The organism is Sphingobium sp. FW306-1B-F04DB (assembly GCF_058781925.1).
The window spans coordinates 12,117-33,494 of sequence record NZ_JBYSXE010000049.1; the positions used below are offsets into that span (position 1 = coordinate 12,117).

General features: G+C 64.9%; 20 protein-coding genes. 11 read left to right on the forward strand and 9 right to left on the reverse strand.

Going from position 1 to position 21,378, the window contains the following annotated elements; genetic code table 11:
* The first annotated feature begins 11 nt into the window (after positions 1-11).
* Positions 12-1,181: a CCA tRNA nucleotidyltransferase gene (locus AC3WJD_RS17640; RefSeq protein WP_492748050.1), complete on the forward strand. Its 1,170-nt coding sequence runs from the start codon at positions 12-14 to the stop codon at positions 1,179-1,181.
* Here AC3WJD_RS17640 and AC3WJD_RS17645 read toward each other — a convergent pair.
* The 3 genes from AC3WJD_RS17645 to AC3WJD_RS17655 all read right to left on the reverse strand — a co-directional run bounded on the left by AC3WJD_RS17645 (position 1,157) and on the right by AC3WJD_RS17655 (position 6,759).
* Complete coding sequence (locus AC3WJD_RS17645) at positions 1,157-2,914, reverse strand: putative bifunctional diguanylate cyclase/phosphodiesterase (protein ID WP_492748051.1); 1,758 nt, start codon at positions 2,912-2,914, stop codon at positions 1,157-1,159. The two genes, AC3WJD_RS17640 and AC3WJD_RS17645, sit on opposite strands and share 25 nt — an antisense overlap.
* A gap of 62 nt (positions 2,915-2,976) precedes the next feature.
* Positions 2,977-5,226: a DNA topoisomerase IV subunit A gene (gene parC / locus AC3WJD_RS17650; RefSeq protein ID WP_492748031.1), complete on the reverse strand. Its 2,250-nt coding sequence runs from the start codon at positions 5,224-5,226 to the stop codon at positions 2,977-2,979.
* 588 nt (positions 5,227-5,814) lie between these two features.
* The gene (locus tag AC3WJD_RS17655) at positions 5,815-6,759 is read right to left on the reverse strand and encodes a LysR substrate-binding domain-containing protein (protein ID WP_492748032.1); all 945 of its coding nucleotides are present in this window, start codon (positions 6,757-6,759) and stop codon (positions 5,815-5,817) included.
* 111 nt (positions 6,760-6,870) lie between these two features.
* Here AC3WJD_RS17655 and AC3WJD_RS17660 point away from each other — a divergent pair, with 111 nt between their 5' ends.
* Positions 6,871-7,038: a hypothetical protein gene (locus AC3WJD_RS17660; RefSeq protein WP_492748033.1), complete on the forward strand. Its 168-nt coding sequence runs from the start codon at positions 6,871-6,873 to the stop codon at positions 7,036-7,038.
* 146 nt (positions 7,039-7,184) lie between these two features.
* Positions 7,185-7,712 (forward strand): CAP domain-containing protein, encoded by a 528-nt coding sequence (locus tag AC3WJD_RS17665; protein WP_492748034.1) that lies wholly within the window; start codon positions 7,185-7,187, stop codon positions 7,710-7,712.
* Positions 7,713-7,858: 146 nt separating this feature from the next.
* Here AC3WJD_RS17665 and AC3WJD_RS17670 read toward each other — a convergent pair whose 3' ends face one another.
* From AC3WJD_RS17670 to AC3WJD_RS17690, 5 genes are all read right to left on the reverse strand, one after another.
* Complete coding sequence (locus AC3WJD_RS17670) at positions 7,859-8,797, reverse strand: glutaminase (protein WP_492748035.1); 939 nt, start codon at positions 8,795-8,797, stop codon at positions 7,859-7,861.
* Positions 8,790-9,248, reverse strand: a complete 459-nt coding sequence (locus AC3WJD_RS17675) for a hypothetical protein (RefSeq protein WP_492748036.1) — start codon at positions 9,246-9,248, stop codon at positions 8,790-8,792. Before AC3WJD_RS17675 ends, AC3WJD_RS17670 begins: the two co-directional genes overlap by 8 nt.
* Positions 9,249-9,401: 153 nt before the next feature.
* A complete protein-coding gene (locus AC3WJD_RS17680; RefSeq protein ID WP_492748038.1) occupies positions 9,402-10,085 on the reverse strand; it encodes a hypothetical protein in 684 nt (227 codons plus the stop codon).
* A gap of 123 nt (positions 10,086-10,208) precedes the next feature.
* Complete coding sequence (locus AC3WJD_RS17685) at positions 10,209-10,982, reverse strand: slipin family protein (RefSeq protein WP_492748039.1); 774 nt, start codon at positions 10,980-10,982, stop codon at positions 10,209-10,211.
* The gene (locus AC3WJD_RS17690) at positions 10,979-12,376 is read right to left on the reverse strand and encodes an NfeD family protein (protein ID WP_492748040.1); all 1,398 of its coding nucleotides are present in this window, start codon (positions 12,374-12,376) and stop codon (positions 10,979-10,981) included. The genes AC3WJD_RS17685 and AC3WJD_RS17690 overlap by 4 nt, the downstream gene beginning before the upstream one ends.
* Before the next feature lie 210 nt (positions 12,377-12,586).
* Between AC3WJD_RS17690 and AC3WJD_RS17695 the strand changes: the two genes are divergently transcribed.
* Both AC3WJD_RS17695 and purC read left to right on the forward strand, forming a co-directional pair.
* On the forward strand, positions 12,587-13,474 hold the full coding sequence (locus AC3WJD_RS17695; RefSeq protein WP_492748041.1) for a DUF4349 domain-containing protein: 888 nt from the start codon (positions 12,587-12,589) through the stop codon (positions 13,472-13,474).
* A 115-nt stretch (positions 13,475-13,589) separates the two neighbouring features.
* Entirely contained in the window at positions 13,590-14,369 is a 780-nt protein-coding gene (gene purC / locus AC3WJD_RS17700; protein WP_492748042.1) for a phosphoribosylaminoimidazolesuccinocarboxamide synthase, read from the forward strand.
* A 9-nt stretch (positions 14,370-14,378) separates the two neighbouring features.
* Here the strand turns inward: purC and AC3WJD_RS17705 are convergent, their stop codons facing one another.
* Positions 14,379-15,275, reverse strand: coding sequence for a LysR family transcriptional regulator (locus tag AC3WJD_RS17705; RefSeq protein ID WP_492748043.1), 897 nt, complete (start codon positions 15,273-15,275; stop codon positions 14,379-14,381).
* A gap of 90 nt (positions 15,276-15,365) precedes the next feature.
* Between AC3WJD_RS17705 and AC3WJD_RS17710 the strand changes: the two genes are divergently transcribed.
* From AC3WJD_RS17710 to AC3WJD_RS17735, 6 genes are all read left to right on the forward strand, one after another.
* Positions 15,366-15,977, forward strand: a complete 612-nt coding sequence (locus tag AC3WJD_RS17710) for a pyridoxamine 5'-phosphate oxidase family protein (protein ID WP_492748044.1) — start codon at positions 15,366-15,368, stop codon at positions 15,975-15,977.
* Complete coding sequence (locus tag AC3WJD_RS17715; RefSeq protein WP_492748045.1) at positions 15,974-16,573, forward strand: glutathione S-transferase family protein; 600 nt, start codon at positions 15,974-15,976, stop codon at positions 16,571-16,573. The genes AC3WJD_RS17710 and AC3WJD_RS17715 overlap by 4 nt, the downstream gene beginning before the upstream one ends.
* A 257-nt stretch (positions 16,574-16,830) precedes the next feature.
* Positions 16,831-19,629: a M16 family metallopeptidase gene (locus AC3WJD_RS17720; RefSeq protein WP_492748046.1), complete on the forward strand. Its 2,799-nt coding sequence runs from the start codon at positions 16,831-16,833 to the stop codon at positions 19,627-19,629.
* Positions 19,630-19,688: 59 nt separating this feature from the next.
* Positions 19,689-19,922, forward strand: a complete 234-nt coding sequence (gene purS, locus AC3WJD_RS17725; RefSeq protein ID WP_492748047.1) for a phosphoribosylformylglycinamidine synthase subunit PurS — start codon at positions 19,689-19,691, stop codon at positions 19,920-19,922.
* A 4-nt stretch (positions 19,923-19,926) separates the two neighbouring features.
* Positions 19,927-20,595 (forward strand): phosphoribosylformylglycinamidine synthase subunit PurQ, encoded by a 669-nt coding sequence (gene purQ / locus AC3WJD_RS17730; protein WP_492748048.1) that lies wholly within the window; start codon positions 19,927-19,929, stop codon positions 20,593-20,595.
* Complete coding sequence (locus AC3WJD_RS17735) at positions 20,592-21,014, forward strand: GFA family protein (RefSeq protein WP_492748049.1); 423 nt, start codon at positions 20,592-20,594, stop codon at positions 21,012-21,014. Before purQ ends, AC3WJD_RS17735 begins: the two co-directional genes overlap by 4 nt.
* The last annotated feature ends 364 nt before the right edge of the window (positions 21,015-21,378 follow it).

The following is a 21,378-nucleotide window of genomic DNA, read 5'->3' on the forward strand; positions in this document are numbered from 1 at the left end:
CTCGCGAGGGGATGGACCGGCTGCTCGCCGCGCTCGACGCCGCCGACGGCCAGGCGCGCTTTGTCGGCGGCGCAGTGCGCGACACGCTGCTCGATCACGCGGTGCAGGATATCGACATCGCCACCCGGCTGCGCCCCGAAATCGCGATGGAGCGGCTGCGCGCGGCACAGATCAAGGTCGTGCCGACGGGTATCGCGCACGGCACCGTGACCGCGATCCTGCCTGACGGTCCGATCGAGGTGACGACGCTGCGCCGCGACGTCTCCACCGATGGTCGTCGCGCCACGGTGGCCTATTCGGACGATTGGCGCGAGGACGCGGCGCGGCGCGACTTCACGATCAACGCGCTCTATGCCGATCCGGCGAGCGGCGAGATCTTCGATTATTTCGGCGGGCTGGAAGATCTGGACGCCGGCCGCATCCGCTTCATCGGCGATGCGTTGACGCGGATTGCCGAAGATCACCTGCGCATCTTGCGCTTCTTTCGCTTTCACGCCCGCTTTGGCGAGGGCGCGCCTGATCCTGAAGCCATCGCTGCGTGCCGCACCCGATCGCGCGACCTGATGGCGCTATCGCGCGAACGCATTGCCGACGAGTTGCTCAAACTGCTCGCGCTGCCCGATCCCGCGCCAACGATCGCGCTGATGCTCGATATCGAGGTCTTCAGCGCGATCATTCCGGAAATTGGCCCTGCGTCGCTGGAACGGCTGCAGCGGCTGATCGCCAATGAGCAGAGCGCGGGGGTCGCGCCCGATGCGCTGCGTCGCCTGATCGCATTGGTGCCGCGCGATGCCGCGACCGCAGACGGGATCGCGGCCCGGCTGAAGCTGTCCAATGCGCAGCGCAAGCGCATCGGCATTGCGCAGGGTGCGGATGACGGCGGGCCGCGCGAGCTGCTCTATCGCTGGGGCGCAACGTCGGCGACCGACAGGCTGTTGCTGTCGGCCAGGCCCGCCGACGAGATTGCGGCAGAGGTCACGCTCGTCGACACGACCGAACGTCCCAAGCTGCCGATCAGCGGCGGCGCGCTCGTGGCGCGCGGGCTCGTCGCGGGCCCGGCGGTGGCGAAGGCGCTGCAAGCCATAGAGCGGCGCTGGATCGACGAGGATTTCCCGGCTTCGGCGCGCGTGTCGGCAATCGCCGACGAGGTCGTCGCTCAGGCGCTGCGCGTGGACAAATAGGCAAAGGCCGCGTCGCCATCGAGCGGCCCCGAATAGTGAAAGCCCTGCCCCATCGCGCAGCCGAGCGCGGCGAGCGTCCGCGAAAGCTCGACCGACTCGACGCCCTCGGCCGTCGTCTTGAGGCCAAGCGCGTCGGCGAGCGACAGGATTGCGCGAACGATCGCGACCTTGTTCTTGTCCTCGAGCATGCCCGTGATGAAACTGCGGTCGATCTTGAGGATGTCGAGCGGCAGGCGCTGGAGATAGGCAAGGCTTGAATAGCCCGTGCCGAAATCGTCGACCGCGATGGAGGTCTCGAGTTCCTTCAGCGAGTCGAGCACGCGCACCGCGCGCTCGGGATCGGCGATGACCGCGCTTTCGGTTAGCTCGAGCGTGAAGCGCGAGCCCGCGATCCCTGCGCGACCGAGCGCCGAAGAGACGACCGATGCGACATTGTCGCGTGCGAGCTGGATCGCGGACAGGTTGACGCTGATCTTGACGGGCAGCTGTTGGCCAGCGCGCACATCCCATTCGGCGAGCGTACGCGCGGCGGCGTCAAGCGCCCACCGGCCCAGGGGGACAATCAGCCCCGACTCCTCAGCGACCGGAATGAAGTCCGTGGGCGAAATCTCGCCATGTTCCTCATCATACCAGCGCGCAAGCGCCTCGAAGCCCGCGACACGGTCGTTGGACAGGTCAATCAGCGGCTGGAAAGCCAGGTGCAACCGGTTTCCCTCGACCGCACGCCGCAATTCGGTTTCGAGGCTGAAGCGCTTGCGCGCCATGTTGAAGGCTGTGCGCTGATAGATTTCGGTCTTGCCCGTCTCCTTTGCGCGCTTGAGTGCGAACTGGGCATGGCGCACGAGCTTCTCGGCATCCGCGGTCCCGTCATTCATCATCGCGCAGCCGATCGAGCATTCAACGCGGATTTCGAGATCGGCAAGGCGGAAGGGCGCGGACAGCACTTGCTGGACACGCTTCGCCACGCGCTGCGCGTCGCCCGGGCCCTCGACCAGGCGGACGAGGATGCCGAATTCATCGCCTCCTATCCGCCCCAGGCGATCACCCGCCCGCAGCGCCTGAATCAACCGGCGCGCGACGGTGATGATGAGTTCGTCACCCGCCATCGGACCGATGCATTCGTTGATACGGCTGAAGCGCACAAGATCGACGATCAGCACCGCAAATTGCTGATCGCCCTGGGCGCCCGCCTCTTCGAGCAGTTCGTTAAAGCCGGCACGATTGGGCAGCCCGGTCAGGCTGTCCGACAGCAATTCCCGCCGGAGATTCTGCGCGGCCTGCAATTCGGCCGTCCGGTCGAGCAAGGCGAGCATGCAGCGCGCGCCCGACAATTCGGTTTCGGCCAGCCGCGCAAGCCGCACCGAAAAATGCCGCCCGGCAATCGGATCGCCGTCGTGCCATTCAAAGTCGCAATGCGGATCGCCGCTGATCAGGAATTCGACGATCCGTTCACCGATCCCGTTGCGATCGAGCAAGCCAGGCGCCGCGCGCGCCTTGCCCGATTCCGGCTTGTCGAGTTGCTTGAAGATCGCGTTGCTGCATTCGACGAAACGGCCACGCGCGCCAATGCCGATCACCGCCGCAGCGATGGGCAGTGCATCGAGATAATGCTGGCGCGCCTCGACAAAGGCTGGAAGCTGCTCGGAAATCGACAGGCGCGGCAGGGCAGGGGGCGGTTTCCCGCCCTCCCCTACGGGAGGCTTGAGCCTGTTCCGATCGACTGCGACGCCCATATGTTCCACGGAGTTACGCCTCCGAAGGTAAATTTACTGTAAAATCAGTGCTGAAAATGGCGTCAGTCGAAGCGGTTGCTACGTGGGAAACCCGTGGGCGGCATCCGTCCCGCCGCACCCCGCGCAACGCGCCAGGGCGTCAGGTCGGCTTCGGTGCGCATCCGCCCGGTTTCGCCCCCCATCGCCCAGCTCAGTCCGTCCTCGAAACGGAAGGCAACCGCGTCCGAAAGGCCGCCATCACGATAGCGCTGGAGCGCCACGCCCTGGCCGCGCCCCATTTCGGGCAGTTCACCCAATGGGAAGACGACGAGCTTGCGATTCTCGCCGATCGCCGCGACATAGTCGGCATTGGCGGAAATTGACCGGACAATCCTGAGCTTCGCACCCGGACGAACATTGACCAATTGCTTGCCCTTGCGCGTTTCGGCGACCGCGTCGGCGACCGCCGCGACGAAACCCCGGCCATCCGATGAAGCGACGAGCAGCTTGCCGCCGGGCGCCCCCGGAAGCAGGGCGACAATGCCCGTCTTGTCCTCCATGTCGATCATCAGTCGGACGGGCTCGCCAAAGCCACGCCCGCCGGGGAGCTTGTCAGCCGCGAGCGTGTAGAAACGGCCATTGTCGGCGGCGAGCAGGATCTTGTCGGTGGTTTGCGCGTGGAAGGCGTGCGCGGGGCCGTCGCCTTCCTTGAATTTGAGCGCGTCGGCCGAGGCGAGATCGATATGCCCCTTCATCGCGCGGATCCAGCCGCGCTGCGACATGATGACGGTGATCGGCTCGCGCTCGACCATAGCCTCGAGGGGAATCTCGCGTGCGGGCGCGGCCTCCTCGATCAGCGTGCGGCGGCGGCCAAGCGCGGTCTCGGGGCCGTAGCGCTCGTGCAGCCTGGCGAGATCGCGCTTAAGCTGCGTGCGCTGGCGCGCCGGGCTCTCGATCAGCGCCGCAAGCGTCTTGCGCTCGGCGTCCAATGCCTCACGCTCCTTCTTGATCTCCATCTCCTCGAGCTTGCGCAGCGAGCGCAGCCGCATGTTGAGGATCGCCTCGGCCTGACGGTCATTGAGGCCGAATTCCGCCATCATCACGGGCTTCGGTTCATCCTCGGTGCGGATGATCTCAATGACGCGGTCGAGATTGAGATAGGCGATCAAATAGCCGTCGAGCAGTTCGACGCGGTCGTCGATCTTCGCCAGCCGATGTTGCGAGCGACGGACGAGCACCTCGATCTGGTGCTCGAGCCAGTGGACGAGGACTTCCTTGAGGCTCATCACGCGCGGCGTGCGGCTGGCGTCGAGGACGTTGAGGTTGAGCGAGATACGCACCTCGAGATCGGTGAGCCTGAACAGGCTTTCCATCAGCATCTCGGGCTCGACCGTGCGGCTCCGTGGCTCAAGCACGATGCGGATCTGCTCATCGGATTCATCGCGGATGTCGGCGAGGATCGGCAGCTTCTTGTCGTTGATGAGCTGCGCGATCTGCTCGATCAGCTTGGATTTCTGGACCTGGTAGGGAATCTCGGTGACGACCGCGACCCAGGTGCCCCTGCCCTCGTCCTGCTTTTCCCAGCGCGAGCGGACGCGAAAGCCGCCGCGGCCCGTGGCATAGGCTTCCGCGATCGCAGACGCGCTATCGACGACGATGCCGCCCGTCGGGAAGTCGGGCCCCTTCACATATTCGAGCAGTTGCGCATTTTCAGCCGCGGGCTGGTCGATCAGCAGCATCGCCGCGTCGATCAGCTCGGCAGCGTTGTGCGGCGGGATGTTGGTCGCCATGCCGACCGCGATGCCGCTCGCACCGTTGGCGAGCAGATTGGGGAACAGCCCGGGCATCACCTCGGGCTCTTCATCCTCGCCATTATAGGTGGGGCGATAGTCGACCGTGCCCTCGTCGAGCCCCGCCATCAGGTCGATGGCAACGCCGGTCAGCCGCGCCTCGGTATAGCGATAGGCGGCGGCGTTATCCCCGTCGATATTGCCGAAATTGCCCTGGCCGTCGACGAGCGGGTAGCGCAGCGAGAAGGTCTGGGCCAGGCGGACCATCGCGTCATAGACCGACTGGTCGCCATGTGGATGGTATTTGCCGATCACGTCGCCGACGACGCGCGCGCATTTCTTGTAGCCCGCGGCCGGATCGAGCCGCAGCAACCGCATCGCCCAGAGCAGCCGACGATGAACGGGCTTCAGCCCGTCGCGGACATCGGGCAGCGAGCGCGCGGTGATCGTCGAAAGCGCATAGACGAGATAGCGCTCGGACAGCGCACTATCGAAGGGATGGTCAACAATCTGGTCGAGCGGATCGGTGAATTCGGTGGCCATGTGAAGCTCGATAGCAGGGCGGAGTCGGCGCGCAAACTATTCGCGCTGCATCATGTGAAGGCGCTGAGGCGCCAGGTGGGAGCGGGCGACGCGGCTCGTGCCGATTGATCGATCAGATCGATCAAAAAGGGGTGAAAGTGCACAAGTTCACACCGTTCATGCGCGCGAGGATTCGTCACTCTACACCCATCACTGATCGACAATTTCGATCAATCACCGCGGTGCTGCGGCTGCCGAAGCGCCATCACCATTGATCCGGAACTTCTCGAAGGTCGCGCGCATGTTCCATGGGGAAAACTCCGTTCGTCGGGCCTGTCCGTCCGCCTTTGAACATACCGGGAACATTCGATGTAGGACAGGCGTTTTTGGTCGGCTGCTTTCGACCCAAATCAGCCTTCTCCCGCTTTTGCGGGAGAAGGAGGGACCCGCCGCCGCAGGCGGTGGGGGATGAGGGTCTTCTTGTTGCTTCGTTGGGAAGAAATTAAGAAGAAGACCCTCACCCAACCCTCTCCCGCAAAGGGCGGGAGAGGGCTCAAGGCCATGTCGGCTTTCCCCGCCGTGCGAATCCTTCCTGCCGGCCTTCGGCTCTCAACACCTCTCCGGAGACATGTAGATGCCGTACCGATCATCCTGGGCATCGCGCGCGATTTCGGCGAGCATCCAGTCTTTGAAGGCGCGGACCTTGGGGGCATTGCGGCGATATTCGGGGTAGACGAGCCAGTATTTGCTGCGGCCGTACCCCACTGCATCGGGGAGCGGCGCGACGAGGCGGCCGGCCTTGATATCGCTCTGCCACAGGGCCGCATTAAGGATCGCGATGCCCTGCCCCGCGATCGCGGCATTGCCTTCCATCACCTGGGAGTCGAGCCTCACGCCGGTGGACGAGTTTTCGACGCTGGTGCCGTCGCCGACCTGCTCGAGCCAGGCATTCCACCAGACATCGTCAGGCGACAGCCGCGGGAGGCGCAGGATATCGGCCGGCCGCTCGACCTTGGGGTAGCGCGCCAGGAATTCGGGGCTTGCGAGCGGGATCACCGGCACGCGCATCAGGAAATGCGCGACGAGCCCGGGCCAGGGTTCGCGACTGGTGCGAACCGCCACATCAACCTCATCGCGCGCGAAATCGACGACATGATCGTCGGTATGGAGGCGGACCGCCAGCCCGGGGCGCTGCATCTGGAAGCCGCCAAGGCGCACCGCCAGCCAGTTGGACGCGAAAGTGTTAGAGCAGCTGATCGTGAGCACGGCTTCGCTGTCGGTGCGCGCGATCGAAAAGGCGTCGTCGATGCCGTCGAAGGCCGCGGAGATGAGCGGGGCGATGCGCTTGCCCGACTCGGTGAGCGTCACCTGTCGCTTGACGCGGTGGAACAGGGGCGTGCCGACGCGCTCTTCCAATAATTTCACCTGATAACTGACAGCAGCCTGGGTCATGCCCAGCTCCTCCCCAGCTTTTGTGAAATTTCCGTGACGCGCAGCAGCTTCGAATACGCGGACGGCGGCAAGGGGAGGCAGTTTTCGCATGCCCATAATCATAAGCCACGCTTATTGAAGTGAGGCAAGCATTTGTTGGCGCATCAGCCCGTGATCGGGCATTGAGGTGTTGCTAGAACGAACCGCACCCCAGGAAAGAATTGGAGCCAAGCCATGTTGCGCGACGAGTTCGAAGGTCGCCTGTGGGCCGACCATCATCATTTGCTTTCGGAGCAGGCGGCGGCGCTGTTTGCCGATACCGCTCTTGTCTTCCGCCGCCTGACCGCGCGCCTCTATGACGCGCCCTGGCAGCGCGTGCCGCCCAAGGCGCGCAATCACTGACGCCCCCGCCGGGGTTTGCGACTTGTCCCTTGGTCGCAAGCCCCGGCACCCCATGGTTAGCGCCACATTCACCGCACCGCTAAGCTCTTTGGCTACCGATATTCGTCAATGCTGCCTCATCGGAAAACAGGCAGGCAGGCGGAATCATGTTTCGGCAAAACCGGCTGTGCCGGGGGGTTGGAATCGCGGCGCTCATCGCGTCGGCGAGCCTTTTGACAGGCGCATCGCTACCCAGCCTGGAACAGCGCCTGCTTTACACGCATAACAGCGAGCGCGGCACGCTGGGCCTGCCCGCGATGCGCTGGGATGCCGGGTTGGCCGCGGACGCCGCGGCATGGGCACGCCACCTCGCCGCCACCGGGCAATTCGAGCATCTCCAGGAATTCACCGACGATCCCGACGCGCAGGGCGAGAATCTGTGGATGGGCACGCGCGGCGCCTTCGCTCCCGAAACGATGGTCGGCCACTGGATAGAGGAAAAGAAGGACTTCAAGCCCGGCGTCTTCCCCAACAACAGCCGAACGGGCAATCTCGAGGATGTCGGCCACTACACCCAGATCATGTGGCGCGACACGAGCAAGGTCGGCTGCGCAATCGCGGCCAATGCCGAGGACGAGTTTCTCGTCTGCCGCTACAGCGCGACGGGCAATGTGATCGGCGAGCGGCCTTTCTAACTGCCCCCTAGAGCATCGTGCGTTATATCTGATCCATATTCGTGCTCCGGGCTTGACCCGGAGCCCATGCCGGAAACGGCGATACGCCCGGGAAAATGGGCTCCTGCTTTCGCAGGAGCACTGAACCCTATTAGACGCGCGATGCTCTAGCCCGCGGATCCCGTAAACACGGACCAGCCCGTCGCCTCGGCCAGGCGCTCAAGCGCCCAGCTGCCGAGCAGCGAGTTGCCGCGCGCGTTGAGCCCGGGCGACCAGACCGCGATCGATGCCTTGCCCGGCACGATCCCCAGAATGCCTCCACCGACGCCCGACTTGCCGGGAATGCCGACGCGGAAGGCGAATTCGCCCGATCCGTCATAATGGCCACAGGTAAGCATCAGCGCAGCGATTCTTCGCGCACGGCGGGCCGAGATCACCTGATGCCCCGTACCCGGATGAAGCCCGTCGGCGGCGAGATAGCGCCCCGCCATGGCGAGCTGGCGACAGCTCATCGCGAGCGCGCACTGGTTGAAATAAACGTTGAGCACGTCGTCCACCGCGTTGCCCAGATTGCCGAACGCCTTCATGTAATTGGCAAGCGCGAGGTTGCGGAATCCCGTATCGGCCTCGGATCCCGCGACCTCCATGTCGATCTCGACCGCGTCGTCCTCGGCGAGGAACCGCATGAAGCGCAGCAACTCCCCGATCGCGCCCTGCGGCGCGCCGCGATCTAGTACGGCGTCGGCGACGACGATCGCGCCCGCATTGATGAACGGATTGCGCGGAATGCCGTGCTCGAATTCGAGCTGCACGATCGAATTGAACGCCGATCCCGAAGGTTCGCGCCCCACGCGCCGCCACAGCGCATCGCCATGCTTGCCGAGCGCGAGCGTGAGCATGAACACCTTGGAGATGCTCTGGATCGAAAAGGGCGTCTCGGCGTCGCCCGCCACGAAGCGCTCGCCGTCGGCGGTAACCACGGCGATGCCGAACCGCGCGGGATCGACGCGACCGAGCGCGGGAATGTAATCGGCGGGCACGCCACGTTCCTCGACCACCGCCATCTCGGCAGCGATCGCATCAAGCAGATCCTGCAGTTCAGCCACGTCCACGCAATTCGGGCGGAAGTTCCAGCCCTTCGCGTTCATCGTCCCAGATGCAGTGCATGATCCACCAGCGGGTGCCGTCGTCGTAAAGATGGAGCATGTTGAGCCCGCGCTTGATCAGTTCGGTCGAACCGGGCGCGGGGCGCGCCTCGTAGGAGGAAAAGACCTGCGCGATATTGCCGAAGCGGAAGACCTGCCGCGCGATTTCCATCTCGTAGAAGGCCATGTCGGCGAGCAGCGCCGAAGCGTTGGCACGGTAGGAGTCGAGATCGAACGTGAGCGCGATGGGTTTGCCCTGTTCGTCGAGCCGCGTGCGCACCATCCGCGCCTCGGGGTGGAAGAGATTTTCGGACAGCGCCCAGTCCTGCCCGCCCGGCGGTCCCGAGACCGAGGTATAGAAGGCGTCGAAAATCTGGTCGAGATCGTGCAAGTCAATCGCCGCTGTGGCCATGCGTTCCTCCCATGCTGGGCCATCAGCGATAAGGCCGCTTTCGCCGGACGCAAGGCGGCGTGGCGTCTCCGGGGTTATTTCTGGGCGGTCTTCAGTTCGACGATGAGGTTGTGGATCGGCGTGGCACCCTCCTCAGCGAACGACGGTAATCCATCAATGCTCAATGCCCCCGAAAGGCAACAGCCTGCGGGCGAGCGCCGCAGCCTTTTTGCCGTCGTTTGCCTTCAGGGCGGGTAGTATCGCCGCGGCATTGCGCTTCATCAGTTGGTCGAGAGGCGTCGGAGCGGGCGCCGAGGCTGCCGACTCAGCGAGCCTTCTTGCCTGGGAAACAGCATGCCGATCCAGCCTGATCCGCATCATCGCCGCCAGCCCGGCAAAGAAGGCGCGATGGCCGCCAAGGGCCACCGACCGGTTCAATGCCTCCTCGCCCACCTGCTGACGCGCACCGAGCGCGGCGCGCGCCACCATCGCGCCAAGCTGATCGATCGCGTCGAGATGCCATCCAGCAATCACCATCTGGATTTCCGGATCCCGTGGATCGGCGGCGGCCAGCGCTTCGAAGATACGACGGGACGCCTGAGCATCGGTTCGACTGCGGGTAAGCTTCGCGCGATATCCAATGGCTATGCCCCGTTGCAGACTGGCTTCGCGGTTACCCGGTCTGGCCGCCAGCACTGCTTCCGACATTGCGATAGCCCGTTCTATCAAAGCCAATGCCGCGCTTTTGTCACGTGCCTGAAAGGCAGCCGTGATCAATATCTGGCGCGGCGTCTCGGCCTCGGCGGTCGTGGAAAGGCTTAGAACTATTGCCGCTGCGGCGATCGTAAAACTGCGCAAGACTTCCCTCTCCCGACCGACAAGGGGCATCGCACAACGCTCACCAGAGATAAAGCGCCGAACCAGCCGGTTCGCACATCAGGCGCCGGTCATGCGATCGCCTCTATCGCGGACGTCAGCCCTCTAGCGCCCGCCCTCCTCCCCCTCTGAGACTGCATTCAGGAACCGGCCGAATTCGATCGGAAAGGGGAACACGATCGTTGAATTCTTCTCGCCCGCGATGATGTTGAGGGTGCTGAGATAACGGAGTTGCATCGCCTCGGGGCGCTTCGACAGAATCTCGGCCGCCTCGAGCAGCTTGGCGGCGGCCTGCTGCTCGCCCTCGGCATTGATGACCTTGGCGCGACGCTCGCGTTCGGCCTCGGCCTGACGCGCGATCGCGCGGACCATCGTCTCGTTGATGTCGACATCCTTGATCTCGACATTGGCGACCTTGATCCCCCAGGGGTCGGTGCGCGTGTCCAAAATCTCCTGGATGTCGCTGTTGAGGCGGTCACGCTCGGCAAGCATCGTGTCGAGCTCGTGCTTGCCGAGCACCGAGCGCAACGTGGTCTGCGCAAGCTGGCTGGTCGCGGCCATGAAATCCTCGACCTGGATGATCGCGCGTTCGGGATCCATGATGCGAAAATAGATGACCGCATTGACGCGCACCGAGACATTGTCGTGACTGATCACGTCCTGCGGCGGCACGTCGAAGACGACCATGCGAAGGTCGGTGCGCACCATCTGCTGGATCATCGGCACGAGCAGGATCAGCCCTGGGCCCTTGACCCCCGTGAAACGGCCGAGCGTGAAGACGACGCCACGCTCATACTCCCGCAGGATCTTGACCGCCGCGGCAAGGAACAGCAGCACGAGCAAGACCAGCGGCAGGTAGAAGGCGAATTGCGGAATCATCGCGCTATCCTTCCGATGGCGACAGGATCGGGCTCGACATGGAGCGTCAGCCCGTCGAGTGCAGCGACACGGACGCCCTGCCCCTTGTCGAGCCGCGCATGTGCGACGGCGTTCCAACGCTCACCGCGCACGAAGACATGGCCATTGCGGTCATCCCAGTCCTCGACGACGCCGCGCAGCCCCACCATATCCTCGCGGCCGATCACAATGCGCGCGCGGCGCGACGCGAGCGCCAGCCGCGCGACGAGGAGCATGAACAGCACGCTCGCAGCTGCGACGCCGGCGATTGCCGGGCGCGAGATACGGAAATCGGGAATGTCGGTGTCGATCAGGATGGTCGCGCCGAGGATGAGTGCGACGACGCCCCCCACGCCCAGCGTACCGAAGGAAGCTACGTACATTTCCGCGACCAGCAGACCAATGCCGAGCGCTATCAGTGCGATCCCCGCAAAGTTCACGGGCAGCGCCGCCAGCGCATAGAGCCCGGTCAGCAGGCAGATCGCGCCGATCGTGCCGGGCGCGAAGAATCCCGGATTCATGAACTCGAAGATCAGGCCGTAGATACCGACCATCATCAGGATGAGCGCGACGTTGGGGTTGGTGATCGCGGCGAGTAATTCGGTGCGCCAGTCGGGACGGACATGCTCTATTGCAAGGCCGCGCGTCGCAAGTGTGACCGAATTGCCCGCAACGACGACGGAACGGCCGTGAAGCTGTGCGAGGAGATCGCGCACATCCCTGGCCTGGATATCGATCACGCGCGCCTTCAGCGCCGCGCTCGCGGAAAGACTTGCCGCCTCGCGGACCGCCTTCTCGGCCCAATCGGCATCGCGACCGCGCAACTCGGCGAGCGCACGGATATAGGCGGCGGCATCATTGACTGCCTTGGCGTCCATCGGGCTGCGCCCTGCAGCCGCCTTGTCCTTCGAATCCTTGTCGGCCCCTTCCCCTGGGCCGGGCACACCGCCGATCTGCACGGGCGTGGCCGCGCCGACATTGGTACCCGGCGCCATTGCCGCGATGTGGCTCGCATAGAGCAGGAAGGTCCCCGCACTCGCCGCACGCGCGCCGCTGGGACTGACATAGGTCGCGACGGGCACCGGCGAGGCGAGGATGTCGCGGATCATCGCACGCATCGAGGTATCGAGTCCGCCGGGCGTGTCGAGCCGCACGATCACCAGTGGCGCTTTGCGATCGGCGGCCCGTTCGAGCGTGCGCGACAGGTAATCAGCGCTGGCCGGGCCGATCACGCCGTCGAGATGCACTACGATCGCGGGCCCGCCGCGCGGCTGCCCCGCCGCGGGCATGCACAACGCGACCGCAAGCCCGACCAGCAGGATCGCCAGCCAGTGCCCGTAGCGGCGGCGCAATTCGCTTCGCGATGCCCTGGGCATCGTCCATGCTCCTCGGGGCGCATCCCCGGCATTCACAGGGCGTTATCCTAGCACGCAATCAGCAGATTGTCCGATTTCGCGTCGGGGTCACCTTCGAAAAAGCCGCCGGCGTGCGAAAATTGAATACTCGACTCGTCGACGCAACAACACGCTTGACCGCAATCTCTACCAGTGTAATTATATAACATGAAAACAACGAGGGAGAGTGTCATGCGTCGTTCGGTCATCCTGCTTGTCCCCTGTATTCTCGCCGCGTGCGGTGAAAAGCCCGCCGAAAGATCGGCCAGCCCTGAGGCTCCGCCGAGCATGGCGGTGCACGATATTCCCGCGGCGCCCGAGGCCTCGGCGCCCGACATAGCGCCCAGCGCCGCGCCCGGTGTCGCCTTTGCCTATGGCTACGCCTTCCGTCTCCCCGCCGACCGTATCGGTGCGGTGCAGGAAAAGCATGCGCAGGCGTGCGAAAAGCTCGGCATCGACCGCTGCCGGATCGTGGGGATGCGCTATCGGCTGGTCGATGACGAAAATATCTCGGCGATGCTCGCCTTCAAGCTCGAGCCGAGCCTGGCGCGCCAATTCGGCAAGGATGGCATTGCCGCAGTGACCGAAGCCGAGGGCATGCTTGTGGCCAGCGAGATCACGGGGGAGGACGCAGGCGCAGCGATCACCGCGGCACGCCGCGCCGAGACCCGCTTGCGCGAGGAGCAGGCGCGGCTCGAGGCGCGACTGAGACAGACCAAGCTCGGCCAGGCCGAGCGCGAGAGCATCAACGACCGGCTCGAGGAGATCGCACGGTCGCTGAGTGCATCGCAGGCTGGCCGCGACGAGAAGCAGGAGTCGCTGGCGACGACGCCCATGGTATTCAACTATGGCTCGGGCGAACTCGTCCCCGGCTTTGACGGGCGCTCGCCGATCGCCAAGGCCTTCGCCACCGCGGGCGAATTGCTGGTCGGTGCGGTCGCGACGATGATCGTGGTGGCAGGCGCGCTGCTGCCGATCGCGATCCTGCTCGCGCTGATCCTGATCGGCTGGCGGCTGGCGCAGCCGCGGGTTGCCAAATGGCAGGCATCGCGCGAGGCGGCAGCCACGGCGACGGCCTGACTCGATCAATTGCCTATGGTCGGTGATTCGGTTATAGGCGCAGCCCTCTTCCCGCCCCGGCGCGCGCACCCTATCTAGGCGCCGCCGGGGCATCGACTTTCAGGGGTAAGTGTAAATGGCACGCCGCCGCCAGATCTATGAGGGCAAGGCCAAGATCCTCTATGAGGGGCCTGAGCCCGGAACGCTGATTCAGTATTTCAAGGATGACGCGACAGCGTTCAACGCGCAGAAAAAGGGCACGATCAGCGGCAAGGGCGTGCTCAACAACCGGATTTCCGAGCACATCTTCACGTTGCTCGGCAATATCGGCGTCCCCACGCACTTCATCCGCCGCCTCAACATGCGCGAGCAGTTGATCCGCCAGGTCGAGATCGTCCCGATCGAGGTCGTCGTGCGCAACGTCGCCGCGGGCTCGCTGACCAAGCGCCTCGGCATCGAGGAAGGCACGCAGCTACCGCGGACGATCATCGAATATTACTACAAGGACGACGCGCTGGGCGATCCGATGATCGCCGACGAGCATATCGCCTGCTTCGGCTGGGCGAGCCAGGAAGAGATGCACGACATCGCCGACATGGCGATCCGCGTGAACGACTTCATGTCGGGGCTGTTCGCGGGCATCGGCATCCGGCTGGTCGACTTCAAGCTCGAATTCGGCCGCATCTGGGACAATGACTATGCGCGCATCATCCTGGCCGACGAGATCAGCCCCGATGGCTGCCGCCTGTGGGACATGACGACCAACGAGAAGCTCGACAAGGATCGCTTCCGCCGCGACCTAGGCGGTGAGGTCGAGGCCTATCAGGAGGTCGCGCGCCGGCTCGGTCTGCTGCCCGAGGAAGGCGACAACTCGATCCTCGATCTCGAGAAGCACCGCAAGAAGCGGGGGAAGTAAGGCCGAACCTCAGCGCGCGCCGAGCACTTCCGCGGCGCGCGCTTGCATCGCATCGGCAAAGGCACGCACTGCGGGGGTTCCTACGCGGCTCGCGCCGAAGACGAGGTGCACCGGAATGGCCGACACGCGAAAGTCGGCCAGCAAGGGCACGAGCCGTCCCGCCGCAATGGCATCATCGACCTGGTAGCTGAGCTGATAAGCGATGCCGATCCCCGCCTCGGCCGCCTGGATTGCGGCATCATTGGTGTTGACGAGCATGCGCGGGCGGATCGCCACCGCCATTTCACGCTTTGCGCCGAAGCGCCACTCGGTCGCAGGGTTGACCGCGGTGACCCCGATCAGCGTGTAATGCTTGAGCTCGTGCGGGTGCACGGGTGTCCCGTGTCCGGCGAGATAGGCGGGGCTGGCCACCGCCATCCGTTGCAGTTCGCCGATCTTCCGCGCGATCAGACTTGAATCGGCGAGCGGCCCGATACGGACCGCGACGTCGATCCCCTCCTCCACGATCCGGACGTTACGATCGATCAGCAACAGGCGGATCGAGAGTTTCGGATGCGCGGTCAGCAGCGCGTTGGTGACGGGAACGACGTGGCGCTGACCGAAGGCCACGGGAGCGGTGACGATCAGCGTCCCCTGCGGCGCATCCTGCGCGCCCATCGCGCCGCGCTCGGCATCGCGCAGATCGGCCAGGATCGCGCGGGCGCGCACGAGAAAGGCGGCGCCCTCCTCGGTCGGCGTCACCGCACGCGTCGAACGGTGAAACAGCGTGATCCCCAGATGCGCCTCGAGCGAGGCGATCACGCGCGTCATCGCGGGTGGCGACATCCGCATCGCGCGCGCGCCGGCAGCAAAGCCACCATGATCCGCCACCGCGACAAAAGCCTCGAGCGCCTGAAAACGGTCCACACAGATTCCACTAATTGGAACAATGAAATCCAGATTTAGACGATTATACTTTTCTTGAGAAACGCTCATTTTCTCCGCAGGAGTTGAGTGATGGCCGAAAATTTCAAGCGCATAATGTTCACGCCCGGCGCAAGGGCGCTGCAACAGGCCGCGGGATCGCGCGCGAGCTATGCGCGGATGGAGGGCGAAGGCAGCGCCCCCGACGCGCTGGACGCGGCGGCCCGGGCCTTCATCGAGAGCCGTGACAGCTTCTATATGGCGAGCGTCACCGAAACGGGCTGGCCGTATGTCCAGCACCGCGGCGGGCCGCCGGGATTCCTGCGCGTGCTCGACGAACTCCGGATCGGCTTTGCCGACTATCGCGGCAATCGCCAATATGTGAGCACCGCGAACCTGATCGCCGACGACCGCGTGTCGCTGTTCCTGATGGATTACCCCAACCGCCGGCGGCTCAAGCTGATCGGGCGCGCGCAGGTCGTCGACGACCCGGCGGAGATCGCAGCGCTGATGACGCCCGACTACAAGGCGGTGCCAGAGCGCGGCTTCGTGATGACCGTCGAGGGGCTCGAGTGGAACTGCCCCCAGCATATCACGCCCCGCTATACCGAACACGAGATCCGGCAGCTCGTCCACGCGCTCACGTCGCGGATCGAGCAGCTCGAAGCCGAGAACCGCACATTGAGGGAGAGACGTCCGCAATGATCCGGCTCTATGCCTCCCCGCTTTCGGGCAATTCACACAAGATCCGCATGGCGCTCGCCTTTCTCGGCCTCCCGCACGACGAGATCGCGGTTGCAGCACCCGAGCGCCAGACGCCGGATTTCCTCGCGCTCAATGCGCTCGGCCAGGTGCCCGTGCTGGTCGAGGGCGATAGCGTGATCCGCGACAGCCAGGCGATCCTCGTCTATCTCGCTGCGCTGCATCGACCCGGCGACTGGGACGGACGCGACGCCACCGAGCGCGCGCGGATCATGCAATGGCTATCCTTCGCCGCCAACGAGATGGCGAACGGCCCCGCGATGCTACGGCTGGGAAAGCGCTTCGGGTACGAAATCCACGAGCCAACTGCAGAAGCGATCGCCCACAGGGCGTTGCCCGTGCTCGAAGCGCATCTCGCGCGCAACGACTGGCTCGAAGGCGGCCGGGTGACGATCGCCGACATCGCGGTGAGCCCGTATGTTGCGCTGGCGCCCGATGGCGGGATCGACCTTGCCCCCTACCCCGCTATCGCGCGCTGGCTCACGCGGATCGCCACCCTCCCCGCCTTCCCATCGATGCCCGGCTGGCAGGCCAGTTGACCGATCCGGCTTGACAGAACCAGTGATACGAGCGGCGGCCGCTGCCGCATTTCCTGATCAATGGCGGCTACGCCACGCTGCAGTTCACGCCTTACGGGCTGATTCTGGGCCTTTGGCATTGACAGCACACCGGGCTTCGGTGCTCCTTTCGCGTCCCCTGACGCAGAGCGAGCCCGGTACTGGTGATCCGTAGAGTCCTGTTTTTGCTTGGAAGCGCCTGCGTATTGGCGCTTTCCGCGTGCCAGGCGCCGCAACCGGTGTTCCGCCCGGCAGCGGTGCCGACCGTCGATCCCGTAAGCACGGCCTGGCATTTCAACCGCAGCGACGTGCCGCGCGATCCCGAATGGCGCTATGGCGTGCTGTCCAACGGGATGCGCTACGCCATCCGCCGTAACCTCACGCCACTCGGCTCGGCATCGATCCGGCTGCGCGTCGATGTCGGCTCGATCGCGGAGGCCGAAGACCAGCGGGGCCTCGCACATTTCCTCGAACACATGGCGTTCAACGGTTCGAGCCATGTGCCCGAGGGCGAAATGGTGAAGATCCTCGAACGCGACGGTCTGGCGTTCGGGGCTGACACAAACGCCAGCACCAGCTTCACCGAGACGATTTACAAGCTCGACCTGCCACAGGTGACCGACGAGGTGATCGACACCGGGCTGATGCTGATGCGCGAAACCGCGAGCGAGTTGACGATCGATCCCGAGGCGGTCGATCGCGAACGCGGCATCATCCTGTCCGAGCGGCGCGCGCGCGACCAGTACAGCTATCGCCGGCTCATCAGTTTCCTCGACTTCGCACTGCCGGGCACGCTCGTCGCGCGACGTATGCCGATCGGCGATCCGCAAGTCATCCGCACCGCGCCGGCCGACCGCATCCGCAACCTCTACGACCGCTTCTACCGCCCCGACCGCACCACGCTGATCGTCGCGGGCGACATCGATCCCGACACGATCGAGGCCAAGATCCGCGCGCGCTTCTCGGACTGGCAGCCGAGGGGACCGGAGGAAGCCGAGCCCGTCACTGGTACCGTCAATCCCGACCGTCCCACGAGCACCGCCTATTTCCACGATCCGGCGGTGCCCACCGCGGTGTCGCTCTTCGCCACGCGACCCGCCGACACCAGCCCGGACAGCATCGCGAAACGCGAGCGATCGATCCTCGATGCGCTCGCCAATGCCATGCTCACGCGCAGGCTGACCAAGCTCGCGCGGCAGGGCGACGCGCCGATCCTCGGCGGATCGGCGAACTATTCGACCCTCTTCAGTGCCGCCGAATTGGCATCGATCGATGTCACCGCAAAGGGTGACGACTGGCGTACCGCGCTCGAGGTCGCCGATCGCGAGTTGCGCCGCGCGCTTCTATATGGCTTCACCCAGGCCGAACTCGAGGAGCAGATGGCCAATCTGCGGCGCGGCTTCGAAAATGCCGCACGCCAGGCGCCGACACGGCGAAGCGAGGCGCTGGCCGATGCGCTGACGGGGGCGATAGGCGACGACCTGATCGTCACGACGCCCGCCTATCGGCTCGAACAGTTCAACGCGTTCGCGCCGCGGGTCACGCTCGATCTGGTCAACGCGGCGCTTCGCGCGCAATGGGCGGACGCCAACCGGCAAGTCCATGTCTCGGGCAAGCGCGCGATCGCCGATGCGCCCGCGACAATCCTGGCCGCTTATGACGAGGGGCGCGGGGTCGCCGTGCTGCCGATCGCCGACCCGCAGCGCGCGGCCTTTGCGTACCGCGATTTCGGCAATCCGGGTCCGGTGATCGAGGACACCCGCATCGCCGATCTCGACATCCGCACCCTCCGCTTCGCGAACAATGTACGGCTCAACCTCAAGAAGACTGATTTCGAGCAGGACCGCGTACGTGTCTCGCTGCGGATCGGCAGCGGCGCGCTCGAATTCCGCAAGGACAAGCCGGGGCTGCGCATGTTCATGAATACTGCCTTCGCTTCCGGCGGTCTTGTGGCGCACAATCTCGACGAGCTGCAAAGCATCGTCGCGGGTCATTCGGTGACGCTCGGACTGGCCGTGAGCGACGAATATTTCGGGACGACGACGATCACGACGCCCCAGGACCTCGAACTGCAGATGCAGATCCTCGCGGCCTATATGCTCGCACCGGGCTTTCGCACCGAGGGCGACCGGCAGTGGCAGAACCGCATTCCCGTCCTTTACGACACCTACAACGCCTCGCCGGGCGCGGTTGCCGGGCGCGACGTACCACGCATCATCACGAGCGGCGATCCGCGCTTCGGAACGCCCCCGCTTGGCGTCCTTCTGCAGCGCAACATGGCCGAGCTGCGCGCCGCGACCGAGCATGCCTTTGCCAGCGAGGCGATCGAGATCGGCATTGTCGGCGATATCGACGAGCAGACCGCGATCGACATCGTCGCGCGTACCTTCGGCGCGTTGCCCGAGCGCGAGGTCATGCCCCAACGGCTGGAGGACGCGCGAAAGATCGCCTTCCCCGTCGATCGCACGCCCGTCACGCTGTTCCACGAGGGCAAGCCCGACGAGGCGATGGCGATGGTCTATTGGCCGACCACGGACGACGGCGATTTTCGCGCCGACGCCACGCTCTCGATGCTCTCGACGGTGATGGGGCTCATGCTCACCGAGGAACTGCGCGAGACGCTGGGCGCGACCTATTCGCCCGTCGCCTATTCGAGCATGTCCTCGGTCTATCCGGGCTTCGGCCAGCTGGTCGCGTCGAGCAACGTCGCTGTCGAGGATATCCCCAGGGTACAGGCGGCCGTCGATGCGATCGCGAACCGGCTGCGCACCGAGCCGGTGAGCGCGGACCTGATGCTGCGCGCGCGCAAGCCGATCCTCGAGCGCATCGAGAAGAGCCGGCGCGAGAATGGCGCGTGGATCGCGCTGCTCGACGAGGCACAGACCGAACCGCGCTGGATCCAGCGCTTCCGCACCGCGCGCCCGGTCTATGAATCGATCACCGCCGCCGACCTGCAACAGGCAGCGCAGCGCTGGCTCGATCCCGCCGCCGCGCTCAGGATCCACATCATCCCCGATCCGAACAAAGTGAATCCTTGAACCCGCGGCCAAGCGAGGCCATAGAGCCGCCAAATCCCCATGCCAGCGAGACTCGAACCATGAAAACCCGCATTTTCGTAACCCTGAAGGGCGGCGTGCTCGACCCGCAGGGCAAGGCGATCCACCACGCGCTGGAGAGCCTCGGCTTTTCGGGCGTGAACGATGTGCGCGCGGGCAAGCTGATCGAACTGGACCTCGCCGAGAGCGTCACCGAGGGCGAGATCGAGGAGATGTGCAAGAAGCTCCTCGCCAACACCGTCATCGAGAATTATCGCATCGAGCGGGGAGCCTGATCCCATGAAGACCGCCGTCATCGTCTTTCCCGGTTCCAACTGCGACCGCGACCTGGCGGTGGCGCTCGAACAGGTCACCGGCCGCAAGCCCGACATGATCTGGCATACCGACACCGAGCTGCCTTCGGGCCTCGGCTTCATCGGCGTTCCGGGCGGCTTTTCCTATGGCGATTACCTGCGCTCGGGCGCGATCTCGGCGCGCAGCCCGGTGATGCGCGCGGTCGTCGCGGAGGCCGAGCGCGGCGTGCCCGTGTTCGGCGTGTGCAACGGCTTCCAGATCCTGACCGAGACGGGGCTGCTCCCCGGCGCGCTGATGCGCAATGCGGGGCTCAACTTCGTGTGCCGCGACGTCGCGATGACCGTCGAGAACACCCAGTCGATCTTCACCAGCCGCTACACCGCGAACGAGGAAATCCGCATCCCCGTCGCGCATCATGACGGCAATTTCTTCGCCGACGACACGACGCTCGACCGGATCGAGGGCGAAGGCCGCGTCGCCTTCCGCTACGCCGAGGAAGTCAACGGCGCCGCGCGCGGGATCGCGGGCATCCTCAATACGCAGGGCAATGTGCTCGGCATGATGCCCCACCCCGAACGCATGATCGAAGCCGCGCATGGCGGCCTTGACGGCCGCCGCCTGTTCGAGGGCGTTCTGGAAGCGGTCGCGGCGTGAGCATCACGGGCGGCTGCCTCTGCGGCGCCGTCCGCTACACCGTGGACGCCGAGCCGATCGCGACGCGCACCTGCTGGTGCCGCGACTGCCAGCACCTCGCGGCGGGCAACGCGACGGTCAACGTGATCTTCCCGTCGGACAGGATCGCGATCACCGGCGAGACGCGTGACTATGTGAGCAATGCCGATAGCGGCACCATCATGCACCGCCGCTTCTGCCCCGCCTGCGGCACCCCGCTGTTCAGCGAGGCGGAATCGCGCCCGCACCTCATTATCGTGCGCGCGGGCACGCTCGACGATCCCGCGATCGCAACCCCCGAAAGCACGATCTGGGCGTCCTCCGCGCCGCACTGGGCGCTGATCGACGAGACGCTGCCGATAGCGGAAGGCCAGCCGGCGCCGATCCCGAAGCCCGATTGAGCGTCGATTTACCTGCGAAGGCTAGACGTCCCTTTCGACAGGGCCAACAGCATCAACTGAAATTTCGATCAATGCCTGCGTGAACTTCACAAAGCTCGCGCATGTAAAGCTCGATTTTTATAAGCGAGCGCCAGTACTGATCGAGTTATTCGATCAACATCTTCACATGTCAAAGAGCCGTTCCGACGCTGACAGGCTTCGGCGATGTAGGACAGCGTTTCTTCGCGTCTTGGGAGCCCCTGGAGATGCAGAGACGGAGAAGAAGTGAGATGACGGCGGCTTGCGACCCAGACTGTGTAAAAACGTGCTGATGTGCTAATCTCCATTGCGATGATGGGGGGCGCAGATGGGGCGTTTCGTCGAG